This is a genomic window from Dorea formicigenerans, from assembly GCF_025150245.1.
GTDB classification, from domain to species: Bacteria; Bacillota; Clostridia; order Lachnospirales; family Lachnospiraceae; genus Dorea; species Dorea formicigenerans.
On record NZ_CP102279.1, the window covers coordinates 328583 to 344681 of the forward strand.

Consider the following 16099-nt stretch of genomic DNA (forward strand, 5'->3'; position numbering starts at 1 on the left):
GAATTCGTAAATATATTTAGTTACAACTTTTCTACGACGGATTATAGCACAAAAGAAAGCAGACGTGTATAATTATGATAAATTCAAGTGGATTTTATACAAGAAAGGAAATACGATTATGGAAGATGAAATTATTGAAATATATGAATATAATGATCAGACACTCGAGCTATCACTTGTGACAGAAGAGGAAATCCCGGAGGCACTTGAAGTTGTCAGAGATACATTTGAAAGGACAAAGAATAAAAAGTGCAAGGTCTTTCGCCTGGAATCTGATGAAAAAATGCGTTCTTATATGACAGACAAAGGCTTTGCAGTAAAAGCGATGCGTTATGGCGAGATGGTGGCAGTGTTTGTTGTCCAGACGGAAGGCGTGGACAAAATTCTTGCGGAAACCGGACTTGAACTTAGCGAGGAAGAAAGGAAAAGTGCTGCATTGATCTATTCCTGGTATCCTATGACTTATATAAGAAATGGGGAGGGGGTACCGGTACGATTGATTAATAAGATGATGCGTGCAGCAGAAAAAGTGATGTGGGACAGAGGTATCCATTATGCGGCAGGAATTATAGATTATGGAGTTACACGGGCAATGGGAACATTTGGGCGCAGCAGATATGAGGAAAGAGGAGATTTTCAGAAAGAAAACGGAGAAATGCAGACGCTCTTCTGGAAGGATCTGAAGAAAGTAGAGAGTCATTTGATGAATGGCGATGATGATTGTCCTTGGTTCCGTATTGAACAGGCCCAGGAGCAGGAAGGACCGGAAATTTATAATTTTATGCAGAGAATTTATGAGGGCATTCCGGATAAGAGCTGGTTCAGTATGGATAAAGAGGAGAAGATTCTTCGCTATGTGGCGACAGCAGGATTTGCAGTAAAAGCAGAGGCTCCGGTGGGAGGACATGAATACGAACTGGCAGGAATTTTTATAGCCCGGACATCAGAACTTGGGGAGGAGAATCTGGGAAAATATCTGAATTTAAACGAGGAAGAGCTTACCCGTGTCGCGCATATGGAAATTGCGATGGTAGATGAAGAATTCCGGGGAAGAGGTCTGCAAAAAGAACTGATGAAAACAGCGGAAGAACATTTGAAATTCTTAGGGTATCACTGGCTTATGGGGACTGCTCATCCAGAAAATGTGTACAGTGTGAATAATTTCCGAAAACTCGGGTATGAGATTGTGGCCAAGGACCTGAAATACGGCGGACTTCCGAGATATGTTTTCTGCAAGAAAATATAAGGATGTCATGATAATAAAAGACTGCAGAAAATAAATGTTTTTAATCTACATCTATTTCTGCAGCCTTTTCATGTAATTGTACACTTTTTTAATATATTTCCTGAATTGGTAATTCGGACAGCTTAAGTGTATTAAGATAATTAATGATCTGCTTCCCAGCGTCCCGAAGCTCCACATGGAAGGATCAGTCCGGAGCTTGTGACCGGAAGACCGATTTCCTGAGAGTCTACATGTCCATGGAAGGATTTTAACTCTGTTCCGAGCATGTAAGTTAATACGGCAGGAGCAAGCCCTGTTGTATAGGAGTTGATCAGGAAGAAAAGTGGATCCTCAGAAAGAATCTGAGTACACAGCTTAATAAGTGGATGAATGGCATCCTCGATCTTCCAAATCTCACCTTTTGGTCCGCGGCCGTAAGACGGCGGATCCATAATGATAGCATCGTAATGATTGCCGCGGCGGATTTCTCGTTCTACAAATTTTACACAGTCATCTACAAGCCAGCGGATTGGTTTATCGGACAATCCGGATGATGCGGCATTCTCCTTCGCCCAGGCTACCATACCTTTGGAAGCGTCCACGTGAGTGACATGTGCGCCGGCAGCGGCTGCTGCAAGTGTAGCTCCGCCGGTGTAGGCAAACAGGTTCAGAACTTTGACCGAGCGTCCGGCATTGCGGATCTTATCACCAAACCAGTCCCAGTTTGTTGCCTGCTCCGGAAAAAGTCCAGTGTGTTTGAAACTGAATGGTTTTAAATTGAATGTCAGCTCACCATAGTGAATTTGCCACTGTTCTGGTAAATCAAAAAACTCCCATTCACCGCCGCCTTTTTTGCTGCGGTGGTAGTGACCGTTCATATGCTTCCAGCCTTTTTCTTTTTTTGGGGTATCCCAGATGACCTGCGGGTCCGGGCGTACCAGTGTGTAATCACCCCAGCGTTCCAGCTTCTCGCCGCCGCTGCAGTCGATGACTTCATAATCTTTCCATTTATCTGCAATCCACATAATAAAACTCCTTTAAAATTTATATAGAAAATCATTGGATATTTTACGGATTTTACCGTTCAGACTGAAGTACAGTGCTATTTTGCACAAAAACTCAGTATCATAAGTGTAGCATAGGCACAGCACATTTTCAATTATAGATATTTTCTATATAAACGAACAACTATTATAAAAGTCAATTTGAAGATGTGCGAGAATATTCTTATAATATAAAGAGGAGGGAGAAATTATGTTTATTGACACACACATGCACGAAATGACATATTCACCAGACAGCTTCCTGAAGCTGGAAGAGATGGTTCGGATCGGTAAGGAGAAAGGGCTTGGAGCGCTTTGCATTACGGATCATGACAGTATGGGACTTAAGGACTATGCAGCAGAATATACAGCGAGGACAGGCTTCCCGATTTTTGTTGGGATTGAGTTTTATTCTCTTCAGGGAGACATTGTCGCATTTGGAATTGAAGATTACCCGAAAGAGCGAATCCCGGCACAGGATTTTATAGATCTTGTAAAAGCACAGGGAGGCGTTTGTTTTGCAGCGCATCCATTCCGCAATAATAACCGTGGCCTGGAGGAGAATCTGGCTTTGGTACACGGCCTGGACGGTGTGGAAGTACTCAATGGAAGTACATCTTTTGCAGCATGTATGAAAGCAGCGGCATATGCAAGGCAGTATGGATATTTTACACTTGGTTCCAGTGACTGTCATGTGCCGGAAAAAGTCGGTGTGTGTGCGACATATTTTCCAAATGAGGTCAGAACGATGGATGAATTCCTGACAGAGTTCAAAAAGGGACAGATGAAGCCGGCATATTATGTTCAGGGTGGCTATCGTGTCCTGGAAGTCCAGAATAACGACAAAAAAGTCCAAAATAGTATAAAAATACCATTTACCTTTCCAGCTAGAAGTGATAGTATGTATCTATAGTGTGCGTAAGAAATGGTATATTTAAATAAAAGAAAGGTGGAAATATACAATGATTACAGTTAACGCAATGGGAGATAACTGCCCGATTCCGGTTATCAAGACAAAAAAAGCAATGGATGCACTTACAGGACCGGAGACAATCGAAGTATTAGTTGATAACGAGATTGCCGTACAGAATGTGACAAAGATGGCTACAAGTGCCGGAGGAAAAGTTACATCTGAGCAGAAAGCTGAGAAAGAATATGTTGTTACGATCGAGATGGAAGGAGCACCAGCAGCAGAGGATGATGCAGAGGACGACAATACAGTTGTTGTAATAAGCTCTGACCGCATGGGTACAGGTAACGATGAACTTGGTAAAGTCCTGATCAAAGGATTTATTTTTGCTGTAACTCAGCTTGATAAATTACCAAAGACTATGCTTTTCTATAATGGAGGAGCAACACTTACAACTGAAGGATCTGATTCATTAGAAGATCTGAAATCTCTGGAAGCACAGGGAGTAGAGATTATGACATGTGGAACATGTCTTGATTACTATGGATTAAAAGACAAGCTTGCAGTAGGTTCTGTGACTAATATGTACAGCATTGTTGAGACACAGGCAAAAGCAACTAAGATCATTAAACCATAAGATGAGCACGCGAAGGGCGTGCCAGATGCTGTCTTGGGGGACAGCTCTGGAATTACCGGATTGAGATGAAAAGAGGAGCCTTCTGTTGTGACTGAATGGAAAGCTCCTTTTATTCATATATAATTATTTATTCAACATTGAGGAGGAATTAAGAAAAATGAAAACAAATGTCAAGTTGACTAGCTTAAGCAAGACTTCGGGGTGAGCGGCCAAAATAGGTCCGGAGACCCTTGCTCAGGTACTGAGTAAGCTGCCAAAATTTCAGGATGATAAGTTAATAGTAGGGATTGAGACATCCGATGATGCAGCCATCTATAAAGTCACTGACGATATCGCGATGATTCAAACGGTAGATTTTTTCACTCCGATTGTTGATGATCCTTATATGTTCGGACAAATCGCCGCAGCCAATTCATTGAGTGATGTATGGGCTATGGGTGGGGAACCGGCGGTTGCACTGAATATTGTTGGATTCCCGAATTGTCTGGATCCGGCAATCCTTGGTGATATACTGGCTGGTGGTGCAGATAAAGTAAAAGAAGCAGGAGCAGTGCTGGTAGGCGGACATTCTGTACAGGACGATGAGCCGAAGTATGGATTGTGCGTGTCTGGTTTTGTACATCCTGACAAGATATTCAAGAACTATGGATGCAGACCGGGAGATATTCTTGTATTGACAAAACAGATCGGAAGCGGTGTGGTAAATACAGCGATCAAAGCTGATATGGCATCACCTTCCGCAATCCGTGAAGCGGAGACGGTCATGGCGTCATTGAATAAACTTGGAAAACAAGTAGTTGAGAAATTCGACGTATCTGCATGTACAGATATTACAGGATTTGGACTTTTAGGACACTGTGTAGAGATGGCATCTGCCAGTGAAGTAACCTTCGAGATCAATGTCCGTGATATCGAATATTTTGCAGACGCAATTGACTATGCGAAGATGGGACTTGTTCCGGCGGGGGCATACAAGAACCGCGGATATTCTATCGATCAGGTCGAGGTTGGACATGTGGAAGATTTCTATCTGGATCTTCTGTATGATCCACAGACATCAGGTGGATTGTTGATGAGTGTGGCACCGGAGAATCTTCAGGAGATGCTTGCAGATTTTCGCGCGGCACATATGGATACTAAGATTTCTATTATTGGAAAAGTGGCAGAGAAGAGCGATAAGCTGATTCGTCTGTATTAGTTAGACGAACAAAAGAATAAGAAGGGGAACAAAGAAGTTATGAATAAGAATATGTTATACCGCAGCATTCCGAAAGTGGATGTATTGCTGGAAGACCCGGAGATTCAGGGGCTGATTGAAACATACAGCCGGGATACGGTAGTGGAATCGATTCATTTGGAGATGGATGCACTTAGAAAATATATCGGAACATGCGAGGATGAGGAAAAGGCAAAAGAACAGATTGGGAATCTGAATATGAATGTTCGAAGAACAGTAACTGCCATGCATACACCGAATATGCGTTCAGTCATCAATGGTACAGGAACGATTCTTCATACGAATCTTGGACGAGCACCGATCAGCCAGAAACACATGAATCGGATCGCTCAGATTGCAACGGGATATTCTAATCTGGAATACAATCTGGAAGCCGGAAGACGCGGAGAGAGATATTCACATTTTGAAAAACTGCTCTGTAAGATTACAGGCGCAGAGGCTGCAATGGCGGTAAATAATAACGCGGCAGCTGTTATGCTTATTTTAAGTTCCCTTGCAAAAGGAGGCGAAGTCGTTGTATCCCGTGGTGAGCTTGTTGAAATCGGTGGAAAATTCCGGGTTCCGGATGTTATGGAACAAAGTGGAGCAACACTGGTAGAAGTCGGAACGACTAACAAGACACATTATGATGATTATGAGAGCGCAATTACAGAAGAGACAAAGGCGCTTCTGAAAGTTCATACAAGTAATTATCGAATCGTAGGATTTACAGATACAGTAGGAATTGATGAATTGATTCCGATTGCGAAAGAACATGATATTCCGGTCATTGAAGATCTGGGAAGCGGTGTTCTGATCGATCTTAGCAAATATGGGATCACTTATGAACCTACTGTTCAGGATTCCATCAGAAAAGGAGCAGATGTGGTGTGCTTCAGCGGCGATAAGCTGCTTGGGGGTCCGCAGGCTGGAATTATTATCGGTAAGAAAAAATATATCGATATGATGAAAAAGAACCAGCTTACCCGTGCTCTTCGAATTGACAAATTTACAGCAACAGCATTGGAACTGGTACTTCAGGAATACCTGTCTGAGGAAAATGCGATCCAGAATATTCCGGTACTTAAGATGATTACAAAGTCTTATGACGAGACGGTTGCAGAAGCAAAGACATTTAAGCGTATGCTTCAGAGAGCAAAGCTGCCTGCAGCTTATGAAGTTGTGGATTGTGAATCTCAGATTGGCGGAGGATCTCTTCCGCTGGAACGAATTCCAAGTGCTGCAGTTGCAATCCATCCGGAAAAGATCAGTGTTCCGGAGCTGGAAGAACGTATGAGACATTTGCCTGTTCCGATTATTCCAAGAACGGTAAATGATACGATTCTTTTGGATGTGAGAACATTGGATAAAGATGCAATGACACTTGCTGTAAAGCAGTTAAAAGAGATGGATATATTAGAAGAAACAAGTCTTTTATAGAGACAATTAGGAGTATAGAGACAGATGAAGAATATTATCATTGGTACAGCCGGACATATCGATCATGGAAAGACAACTTTGATCAAAGCTCTTACAGGAAGAAATACAGACCGCTGGGAAGAAGAACAGAAGAGAGGAATCACCATAGATCTTGGATTTACATATTTTGATCTTCCAAGTGGAGACCGTGCGGGAATTATCGATGTTCCTGGACATGAGAGATTTATCAACAATATGGTGGCCGGAGTTGTAGGAATGGATCTGGTGCTTCTTGTTATTGCGGCGGATGAAGGAATTATGCCGCAGACAAGGGAACACATGGATATCTTACATCTTCTGGGAATTGAAAAGAGTATTATTGTCCTGAATAAATGCGATATCGTAGATGAAGAATGGCTGGAACTGGTGGAAGAGGAAGTGCGTGAAGAATTAAAAGGCACATTTCTGGAAAAAGCACCGGTATGTAAGGTGTCTGCTGCAACCGGTCAGGGACTGGAAGAACTGATTCAGGTGATCGAGCATATGACAAGTGATGAAGTTGTAGCTAAAGATGTGAATACAATTCCGAGACTTCCGATTGACCGCGCATTTACATTGTCTGGGTTTGGCACGATCATTACCGGAACCCTTGTGTCTGGTACGATTCGTAAAGAAGATACTCTGGAAATGTATCCGATTGGCAAAGAGTGCAAGATTCGCAGCATTCAGGTGCATGGTCAGGATAAAAAAGAGTGTTATGCGGGACAACGTGTGGCAATTAATCTGTCTAATGTTAAGAAAAAAGAAATTCAGCGAGGTTGTGTGCTGGCACCGCCGGCAAGTATGAAAAATACAGATCTGCTGGATGTGAAGATGAATATACTGGACTCCTCTATGCGGGTATTGACGAATCATACGAGATTACATCTGTTTACAGGAACGAGTGAAATTTTATGCCGTGCAGTACTGCTTGATAAAGAAGAAATCGGACCAGGTGAGAGTGGATATGTTCAACTTCGCCTGGAAGATGAAATCGCAGTACGCAGAGGCGATAAGTTTGTAGTCCGTTTTTATTCTCCGATGGAGACGATTGGGGGAGGCGTGATTCTTGAGCCAAATCCGGGTGTGAAGAGACGTTTTCAACAAGATGTGATTGAAGAACTTAAGAGAAAAGAATCCGGTTCTTCAGCGGATGTAATTGAACTTCATATAAAAGAACATGGAGACACAATGATCACTTCTGCAGAACTTGCAAAGCTGACGGCATTGTCCATGGATGAGGTAAACCAGGATATAGAAGAATTAAAAGAGAATGGCCAGATTTATGTATTCCCGATGAAAAAAGATACATTTACATGGCATGCGGATTCAAAACGTGGAGCAGTACAGGCGATTGTGAAGAGTCTGGAATCCTATGAAAAAGAGAATCCGTATCGTTATGGAATGAAGAAAGCGGAAGTGCAGATGACACATTTTAAGGGAATGAAACCGAATGTGTTTGATAAAGTCATTGAGCTGTTGGAAACTGAGGGATATGTGAAACGTGTCGGAGAGTTTTTGTGCACACCTCAGTTTGAAATAAAGAAAGATGAGACGTATAACAAGATAGCAAAGACCGTGCTTGGTACATTTGAAAGTGCGAAATATGACTTTGCAAAATATTCAGAGATTGACTTTGGAAAGACTCCAAGAGCAATGGCTGATGATATCCTGAATGTATTGCTGGTCGAGGGTAAAGTAGTAAAAATCGCAGAAGATATGTATACACTGACGGAATATATGGAAGAAGCAAAGAATATCATTCGGGAGAAATTAGCGGAAGATCCGGTTATTACTATTGCTCAGGTACGAGATATATTTGCGACCAGCCGAAAGAGTGCGAAACCAATTTTGGAATATATGGACAGTATCAAAGTTACCAAGAAAGTCGGAGCGGAAAGTGAAAGGGTAGCATACTAATGAACTTGAAACAATTAGAGGCTTTTGTACAGGTATCTGAAAGCGGCAGCTTTTCGAAGGCTGCCAAAGAACTTTTCCTGACACAGCCGACAATCAGTGCGCATATTTCCTCCCTGGAAAAGGAATTGAATGTACGGTTATTTATAAGAAATACAAAAGAAGTAAGTCTGTCAGATGACGGAAAAGATCTGTACCGTTATGCGAAGCAGATCACAGATCTTGAAAAGGCGATAGAAGAACGGTTTTATATGGATAGTGATGATGGAAAACATTTTATCACAATTGCGGCATCAACAATACCTGCGCAGTATCTTCTGCCGAAAGTATTGATGTGTTACAGAGAACGCTATCCAAAAGAGCAGATTAAGATTATGGAAACCGATAGTAGTGAAGTGGTTACACAGGTTGTAGATCACATGGTCGATGTCGGCTTTACAGGTACTGTACTTGAGAAAAAGCACTGCAAGTACATACCTTTCTATAAGGATGAACTGGCTGTGATCACTCCGGATACACCGGAATATAGAATACTGAAAGAACAGAATCGTGATGACATTGACTGGATCAAAAGGAAACCGCTGATTTTACGTGAAGAAGGATCAGGTACTAGAAAAGAAGCGGAAAAACAGTTGAAAAATGCTGGAATATCCATGGAGGATTTGGATATTGTGGCGAGCATTGCGAATCAGGAGACAATTAAAAAGTCTGTAAAACAAGGCATGGGGATTACGGTTCTTTCCAGACTGGCAGCTGAGGATGAAGATGGCCTGCTTATATTCCCGATTCCGGGCGCTGATGAAGGACGAGATATCAATCTGGTCTATAATAAAAATTATCAGATGACAAGATCGGCAGACCGTTTTATCCGGATCGTAAAGGAAGTATATGACATAGAATAGTGGTTACGGAACATATAAGTGACTATGAAATATATAAATGACTATGAAATATATCAGTGACTTGTTTAAAGAAAGAGAAAGAGATAGAATTAAGTTTGTACAATGATGTTGGGACCCTGGCATCGTACAATAAATATATAGAAGCGACGAAAGGGGATATTAGCGTGATATATATGGATAATGCGGCAACGACTATGCATAAACCGAAGACGGTGATCGATGCGGTAGTCGCAGCTATGAGTTCTATGGGAAATGCCGGACGTGGTGCGAATGAGGCGTCTTTAAGTGCATCAAGAATTATTTATGATACGAGAGAAAGGCTTGCAAAATTATTTGGGGCAGAAAATCCGAAGCAGATTGTGTTTACAATGAATTCGACGGAGAGTCTGAATATTGCGATTAAAGGATTGATTGAACCGGGAGATCATGTGATCACAACCATGCTGGAGCATAACTCTGTGCTTCGACCACTCTATGAGATGGAAGAAAGAGGCGCGAAGCTTACGATTATAAAAGCAGACAAGCAGGGGAATTTTTCCCTGGAAGATATGGAAGCTGCGATCACGCCAAAGACAAAAGCTATAGTATGTACCAATGGTTCCAATCTTACAGGAAATTATGTGGATGTTGCAGCTGTCGGTGAGATGGCACATAGACACGGAGTTCTTTTGATCGTAGATGCATCTCAGACGGCGGGAGTATTTCCGATTGATGTTCAGAAAATGAATATTGACGTGCTTTGTTTTACTGGACACAAAGGTCTGCTTGCTCCGCAGGGGACCGGAGGTCTGTATGTCAGAGAAGGGCTTACAGTGCAACCATTGTTGAGCGGTGGAAGCGGAGTTCAGACTTACAATAAAAAACATCCGGTGGAGATGCCGACAGCATTGGAGGCAGGAACACTCAATGGTCATGGTATTGCGGGAATGAATGCAGCTCTTGCATATCTGGAAGAGACTGGGATTGACACGATTAGGGAGCGCGAGCAGGAACTGATGTGGAAATTTTATGAAGGTGTTAAAGATATTCCGAATGTTACGGTATATGGTGATTTCAGCACAAAGAACCGTTGTGCGATTGTCGCACTGAATATTGGAGATTATGATTCAGCAGAGGTCAGTGATGAATTGCTTACGGAATATGGTATTTCTACAAGACCGGGTGGTCATTGTGCTCCACTGGCACACGAAGCACTTGGAAATGTAGAACAAGGAGCAGTGAGATTTAGTTTTTCCCATTACAATACAGATGAGGAAATTGAAACTGCAATCCGTGCAATTGAAGAGCTTGCACAGGATGAAGAGTAAAAAAAGATAAAGCATAACTTGAGATAGAAAAGGAAGACACTGATGAGAAAAAAAGAATTGAAACTGGTAGTTACTTTCCATACAACTGCAGATGCGATGGCTATGGAAAAGGCATGTAAAGAGAATAATACACCGGGCAGAATCATCCCGGTTCCAAGAGCTATCTCAGCAGGATGTGGACTTTCCTGGTGCGCGGCACTTGACGAGAGAGAAGAGATCGTTGCCATGATGGAGAAGGTCGGGATTGAACCAGAAGACCTGCATGAGTGTCTTGTATAAAAAAATGCAATAAATACTTGTAAAATATCGAAAAATATGATATTCTATCATAGCGTGATTAAAACGTGCGTAATTTAATACGGGGGTAGTTGGGTAACTGGTGTGCCTCCTAGTCTTCAAAACTAGTGTGGGGCGTTAAGAGCGTCCCGGGTGGGTTCGATTCCCACATGCCTCCGCCAAAAGAGAGGTTTCAGATCCATTGCAAGAGCGATGGATCTTTTTTGTATAATAGGAAATTGCATTTCCTATTATACAAAAAGCCTCCGGCAGGATGCGCACTGCGGCGTATACTGAAGATGTCGCAAGCGACCACCGCAGGCGCTAGAATGTGCCAAGGCACATTCTTTGTTCTAAAATAGGAAAAAATGTAAGAAAATGCATTTTTATATATAAAAACTCATTGAGAAAAACGAAAGAAATTGAAAATAGAATCTTTAAAATAATCAGGGAAGAAAAAAGAAAGACAATAAATTACAGGAAACTTCAAAAAAGAACGATAAGTTACAAAAATAATAGAAAAACATTATGAAAAGCATTAATTATATAGAAGTACAATAATTAGAATGGGTAAATTGACTAAAAGAGTAGAGAATGAAAATGCTTATTTGTCATATCGTATAAAAATACAAAAAACACTGGGATTCAATTGACGAAAGCGCTTACAAGTGGTATATTATAAGCAACTTAAAGATGTTCAGACCAACGGCGGTTATCTTAATATGATTCATATAGATGGCTGCTATTATATTTTGAGACATGTTTAAGTTAAATGACAACTTTGGTTGTGATTGCAGTTAAGCTGTTGCCGACTGTTTCCCCCAAGAATAGTCTTGCGACGGTAAACTCCAATTAATATATATACTTCCTCTTCAGAGGAGCATTCCCCAGCTTTGTATATAATAACAAACTGCAATGCAACGAGGAAAACCTCTCAATGACATACCAAAAAGAAAGAGCACGACATGAGCAGATGTCGTGCTTTTTCTTTTGTCCGATAAAATAAATAGAATACAAAGTGTTTTTTAGAACGCTTACAGGAAAAAGGTTATTATTATATATCAGCTGAGAGATGACTCCCGCAGGATTGCAGAGGTGCGCAGTAGAGGTATGCCATGCAATTGCATGACGCGCACCTCGCAGCGAGAATGTCTCGGCATTCTTGAAAGAAGAACCCCAAAATGTGCGCAAACCTTGAAAATACGTGGTTTTTAGATTGTACTGGAAAAAGTACAAAAAAATAAAAAAAAGACTTGCATTATTGCCTTGGATTAGATATACTAAGAGAGCTGTGACATGATAGCAATGAAGCGCGAGGTTGCCGTCGAGAATGACGGGTTTTCCGTGGAGCGAATGTCAAGTTAGGAAACTGGCGACAAGTCACTGTACGAATCAAAAACTGATTACTGATTACCATTAGGTATAAGTATGAAACAACGTGTGAGTTTCTCACGACACACACGGGAGAGTGTACAGTCACCGCTTGTCGTACTGAAGTTAAAAGTACGAAAAGGAGGCGACTTTTTTTATGGCAAGTCAAGTAATGAGAATCACATTAAAAGCGTATGATCATCAGTTAGTAGATGCATCCGCAAAAAAAATCATCGAAACTGTAAAGAAGAACGGAGCACAGGTGAGCGGACCGGTTCCACTTCCAACTAAGAAGGAAGTTGTAACAATCTTAAGAGCTGTTCACAAGTACAAAGACTCCAGAGAGCAGTTCGAGCAGAGAACTCATAAGAGACTGATCGATATCGTAACACCTACACAGAAGACTGTAGATGCGTTATCAAGATTAGAGATGCCAGCAGGTGTTTATATCGATATCAAAATGAAAAACAAATAAGACACAGTAATTCCTAAAATTTAGGATGAACGCCAAGTTGCGTTCCGCTGTAAATCACAGGAGGTAATTATAATGAAGAAAGCTATCTTAGCTACAAAAGTCGGAATGACTCAGATCTTCAATGAAGACGGAACACTGACACCTGTAACTGTACTTCAGGCTGGTCCTTGTGTAGTAACACAGATCAAGACTGTAGAGAATGACGGTTACGAAGCTGTACAGGTTGGATTCGTTGACAAGAAAGACAAAACTGTAAACAAAGACAAAAATGGTAAAAAGGAAATCGTTCATCGTCATGGTGTAACCAAGGCTGAGCAGGGACATTTCGCAAAAGCTGGAGTAACTGGAAAGAGATTCGTAAAAGAGTTCAAATTCGAGAACGCAGCTGATTATGCACTTGCACAGGAGATCAAAGCTGACATTTTTGAAGCTGGCGACAAGATCGACGCTACTGCCATTTCTAAAGGAAAAGGATTCCAGGGTGCTATTAAGAGACACAACCAGCACAGAGGACCTATGGCTCACGGTTCTAAATTCCATCGTCATCAGGGATCTAACGGTGCTGCATCTGATCCGAGTAAAGTATTCAAAGGAAAGAAGATGCCAGGACACATGGGAAGCAAAAAGATTACAATTCAGAATCTTGAAGTTGTCCGTGTAGATGCAGAGAACAACCTTCTTTTAGTAAAAGGCTCTGTACCGGGACCTAAGAAATCCTTAGTAACAATTAGAGAAGCAGTAAAAGCTAACTAGGTTTTGACGAGGAAGGAGGAAGACTTAAAATGGCAAACGTATCTGTTTATAATATCGAAGGTAAAGAAGTTGAGACAATCGAATTAAGCGATGCGGTATTTGGTGTTGAGGTTAACGAGCACCTTGTACACATGGCAGTTGTTAATCAGCTTGCAAATAACCGTCAGGGAACACAGAAAGCTAAAACACGTTCTGAAGTTTCCGGTGGTGGAAGAAAACCATGGAGACAGAAAGGAACTGGTCATGCAAGACAGGGTTCAACAAGAGCTCCACAGTGGACAGGCGGCGGAGTAGTATTCGCACCAGTACCGAGAGATTACTCATTCAAGATGAACAAGAAAGAGAAGAGAGCAGCTCTGAAATCCGCTCTTACTTCCAGAGTAGAAGAGAACAAGTTCATCGTAGTTGACTCACTTACATTTGATGAGATCAAAACAAAGAATGTAGCAAACGCACTTAAGAACTTAAACGTATCTAAAGCATTAGTAGTATTAGAGGACGGAAATGTTAACGCAGAGCTTTCTGCAAAGAATATCGCTGGTGTTAAAACAGCTAAAACTAATACGATCAATGTGTATGATGTTATGAAATACAACACAGTAATCGCAACAAAGGCTGCTGTTAAAGCAATCGAGGAGGTGTACGCATAATGGCAAACGTTCAGTATTATGATGTAATCCTTAAACCAGTTGTAACTGAGAAGACAATGGAGCTCATGGGAGATAAGAAATACACATTCCTTGTACACCCGGAAGCAACAAAATCTCAGATCAAAGAAGCCGTTGAGAAAATGTTCGACGGAACAAAGGTAGCGAAAGTTAACACAATGAACTGCGAAGGAAAGAAGAAAAGAGTTCGCGGAACATTCAAATATGGTAAGACTGCTGCAACAAAGAAAGCAATCGTACAGTTAACTGAGGACAGCAAAGATATCGAGATCTTCCAGGGTCTCTAAGATCTTTGGAGAGCACATGAGGAAACTCGCCGTGCTCAATGCATACGGAAAGCAACCGTGATAATAAACAATCGAAAGGAGAAACACCATGGGAATTAAGACATATAACCCATATACGCCTTCCAGAAGACAGATGACTGGTTCTGATTTTTCAGAAATCACAAAAAAGACACCAGAGAAATCTCTGTTAGCTCCAAAGAGCAGACAGGCAGGCCGTAACAACCAGGGAAAAATCACAGTTAGACACCGCGGAGGCGGAGCTAAGAAAAAATATAGAATTATCGACTTCAAGAGAAGAAAAGATGGAATCGCTGCTACAGTAATCGGTATCGAGTACGATCCGAACAGAACAGCTAACATCGCTCTGATCTGCTACGAAGATGGTGAGAAAGCTTATATCCTTGCACCAGAAGGATTAAAAGACGGCATGAAAGTCATGAATGGACCAGAGGCTGAGGTTAGAGTAGGAAACTGCTTACCACTTTCTCAGATTCCAGTAGGTACACAGATCCACAACATCGAGCTTCACCCAGGAAAGGGCGGACAGATGGTTCGTTCTGCTGGTAACAGCGCTCAGTTAATGGCTAAAGAAGGAAAGTATGCAACACTGAGACTTCCTTCAGGAGAGATGAGAATGGTTCCGCTTGAGTGCAGAGCTTCTATCGGAGTAGTAGGAAATGGTGACCACAACCTGATCAACATTGGTAAAGCAGGTCGTACACGTCACATGGGTATCAGACCGACAGTTCGTGGTTCTGTTATGAACCCGAATGACCATCCGCATGGTGGTGGTGAAGGTAAGACTGGAATCGGACGTCCGGGTCCATGTACACCTTGGGGTAAACCAGCACTTGGTCTTAAGACAAGAAAGAAAAATAAAGCTTCTAACAAGATGATCGTAAGAAGAAGAGATGGTAAATCTATTAAATAGTTTTCGTAAGGAGGTTAGAACCTATGGCACGTTCAGTTAAAAAAGGCCCATTCGCAGATGCAAGCCTGCTTAAGAAGGTTGACGCAATGAACGCAGCAGGAGACAAGTCTGTAATCAAGACATGGTCCCGCCGTTCTACAATCTTCCCAAGCATGGTTGGACATACAATCGCCGTTCACGACGGAAGAAAACATGTACCTGTATATGTAACAGAAGATATGGTTGGACACAAACTCGGAGAGTTCGTAGCAACCAGAACATACAGAGGACATGGAAAAGACGAGAAGAAATCAAAAGTTAGATAATTATATTGTGAAAGGAGGGTTCATCCATGGCTAAAGGACAACACAGATCCCAGATTAAGAGAGAAAGAAATGCTAACAAAGATACGAGACCTTCTGCTAAGTTATCTTATGCAAGAGTTTCCGTACAGAAAGCATGCTTCGTATTGGATGCCATCAGAGGTAAGGATGTACAGACAGCACTTGGTATTTTAACTTATAATCCAAGATATGCTTCTAGTTTAATAAAGAAATTATTAGAGTCAGCAATCGCAAATGCTGAGAACAATAACGGTATGAATGCTGAGAACCTTTATATTGCAGAGGCTTATGCAAACAAAGGACCAACAATGAAGAGAATCAGACCTAGAGCACAGGGTAGAGCTTACAGAATCGAGAAGAGAATGAGCCACATTACACTCGTGCTTGATGAAAGATAAGG

General features: G+C 41.7%; 17 protein-coding genes and 1 tRNA gene. 17 read left to right on the top strand and 1 reads right to left on the bottom strand.

Annotated features, from left to right (window positions below):
- The first annotated feature begins 118 nt into the window (after window positions 1-118).
- The gene (locus NQ560_RS01720) at window positions 119-1246 is read left to right on the top strand and encodes a GNAT family N-acetyltransferase (protein ID WP_052302918.1); all 1128 of its coding nucleotides are present in this window, start codon (window positions 119-121) and stop codon (window positions 1244-1246) included.
- 140 nt (window positions 1247-1386) lie between these two features.
- On the opposite strand, the gene NQ560_RS01725 is transcribed toward NQ560_RS01720, so the two are convergent.
- Window positions 1387-2250 (bottom strand): class I SAM-dependent methyltransferase, encoded by an 864-nt coding sequence (locus tag NQ560_RS01725; RefSeq protein WP_005332414.1) that lies wholly within the window; start codon window positions 2248-2250, stop codon window positions 1387-1389.
- A gap of 229 nt (window positions 2251-2479) precedes the next feature.
- Here NQ560_RS01725 and NQ560_RS01730 point away from each other — a divergent pair, with 229 nt between their 5' ends.
- The 16 genes from NQ560_RS01730 (at window position 2480) to rplV (ending at window position 16097) form a co-directional block, all read left to right on the top strand.
- Window positions 2480-3181 carry a PHP-associated domain-containing protein gene (locus NQ560_RS01730; RefSeq protein WP_005332413.1) on the top strand — a complete coding sequence of 234 codons (702 nt, stop codon included), beginning with the start codon at window positions 2480-2482 and terminating at the stop codon, window positions 3179-3181.
- 49 nt (window positions 3182-3230) lie between these two features.
- Window positions 3231-3815 carry a sulfurtransferase-like selenium metabolism protein YedF gene (gene yedF, locus NQ560_RS01735; RefSeq protein ID WP_005332412.1) on the top strand — a complete coding sequence of 195 codons (585 nt, stop codon included), beginning with the start codon at window positions 3231-3233 and terminating at the stop codon, window positions 3813-3815.
- Between the two features lie 157 nt (window positions 3816-3972).
- The gene (gene selD, locus NQ560_RS01740; protein ID WP_081445663.1) at window positions 3973-5013 is read left to right on the top strand and encodes a selenide, water dikinase SelD; all 1041 of its coding nucleotides are present in this window, start codon (window positions 3973-3975) and stop codon (window positions 5011-5013) included.
- Between the two features lie 39 nt (window positions 5014-5052).
- Window positions 5053-6471 (top strand): L-seryl-tRNA(Sec) selenium transferase, encoded by a 1419-nt coding sequence (selA, locus tag NQ560_RS01745; RefSeq protein ID WP_005332410.1) that lies wholly within the window; start codon window positions 5053-5055, stop codon window positions 6469-6471.
- Window positions 6472-6495: 24 nt separating this feature from the next.
- Window positions 6496-8409: a selenocysteine-specific translation elongation factor gene (selB, locus tag NQ560_RS01750; protein ID WP_005332409.1), complete on the top strand. Its 1914-nt coding sequence runs from the start codon at window positions 6496-6498 to the stop codon at window positions 8407-8409.
- Window positions 8409-9308: a selenium metabolism-associated LysR family transcriptional regulator gene (locus NQ560_RS01755; protein ID WP_005332408.1), complete on the top strand. Its 900-nt coding sequence runs from the start codon at window positions 8409-8411 to the stop codon at window positions 9306-9308. Before selB ends, NQ560_RS01755 begins: the two co-directional genes overlap by 1 nt.
- Before the next feature lie 164 nt (window positions 9309-9472).
- Complete coding sequence (locus tag NQ560_RS01760; RefSeq protein ID WP_173785474.1) at window positions 9473-10615, top strand: aminotransferase class V-fold PLP-dependent enzyme; 1143 nt, start codon at window positions 9473-9475, stop codon at window positions 10613-10615.
- A 42-nt stretch (window positions 10616-10657) separates the two neighbouring features.
- On the top strand, window positions 10658-10894 hold the full coding sequence (locus tag NQ560_RS01765; RefSeq protein ID WP_005332406.1) for a putative Se/S carrier protein: 237 nt from the start codon (window positions 10658-10660) through the stop codon (window positions 10892-10894).
- A gap of 81 nt (window positions 10895-10975) precedes the next feature.
- Window positions 10976-11073 (top strand) — tRNA-Sec (locus tag NQ560_RS01770).
- A gap of 1346 nt (window positions 11074-12419) precedes the next feature.
- The gene (gene rpsJ / locus NQ560_RS01775) at window positions 12420-12737 is read left to right on the top strand and encodes a 30S ribosomal protein S10 (RefSeq protein WP_005332402.1); all 318 of its coding nucleotides are present in this window, start codon (window positions 12420-12422) and stop codon (window positions 12735-12737) included.
- 72 nt (window positions 12738-12809) lie between these two features.
- A complete protein-coding gene (rplC, locus tag NQ560_RS01780) occupies window positions 12810-13490 on the top strand; it encodes a 50S ribosomal protein L3 (protein WP_005332401.1) in 681 nt (226 codons plus the stop codon).
- A gap of 29 nt (window positions 13491-13519) precedes the next feature.
- The gene (rplD, locus tag NQ560_RS01785; protein WP_005332400.1) at window positions 13520-14140 is read left to right on the top strand and encodes a 50S ribosomal protein L4; all 621 of its coding nucleotides are present in this window, start codon (window positions 13520-13522) and stop codon (window positions 14138-14140) included.
- Window positions 14140-14445 carry a 50S ribosomal protein L23 gene (gene rplW / locus NQ560_RS01790; protein WP_005332398.1) on the top strand — a complete coding sequence of 102 codons (306 nt, stop codon included), beginning with the start codon at window positions 14140-14142 and terminating at the stop codon, window positions 14443-14445. The genes rplD and rplW overlap by 1 nt, the downstream gene beginning before the upstream one ends.
- An 88-nt stretch (window positions 14446-14533) precedes the next feature.
- On the top strand, window positions 14534-15376 hold the full coding sequence (gene rplB, locus NQ560_RS01795) for a 50S ribosomal protein L2 (RefSeq protein WP_005339032.1): 843 nt from the start codon (window positions 14534-14536) through the stop codon (window positions 15374-15376).
- A gap of 23 nt (window positions 15377-15399) precedes the next feature.
- Window positions 15400-15681, top strand: coding sequence for a 30S ribosomal protein S19 (rpsS, locus tag NQ560_RS01800; RefSeq protein WP_005332391.1), 282 nt, complete (start codon window positions 15400-15402; stop codon window positions 15679-15681).
- Between the two features lie 26 nt (window positions 15682-15707).
- Entirely contained in the window at window positions 15708-16097 is a 390-nt protein-coding gene (gene rplV, locus NQ560_RS01805) for a 50S ribosomal protein L22 (protein WP_005332390.1), read from the top strand.
- Window positions 16098-16099 lie beyond the last annotated feature (2 nt).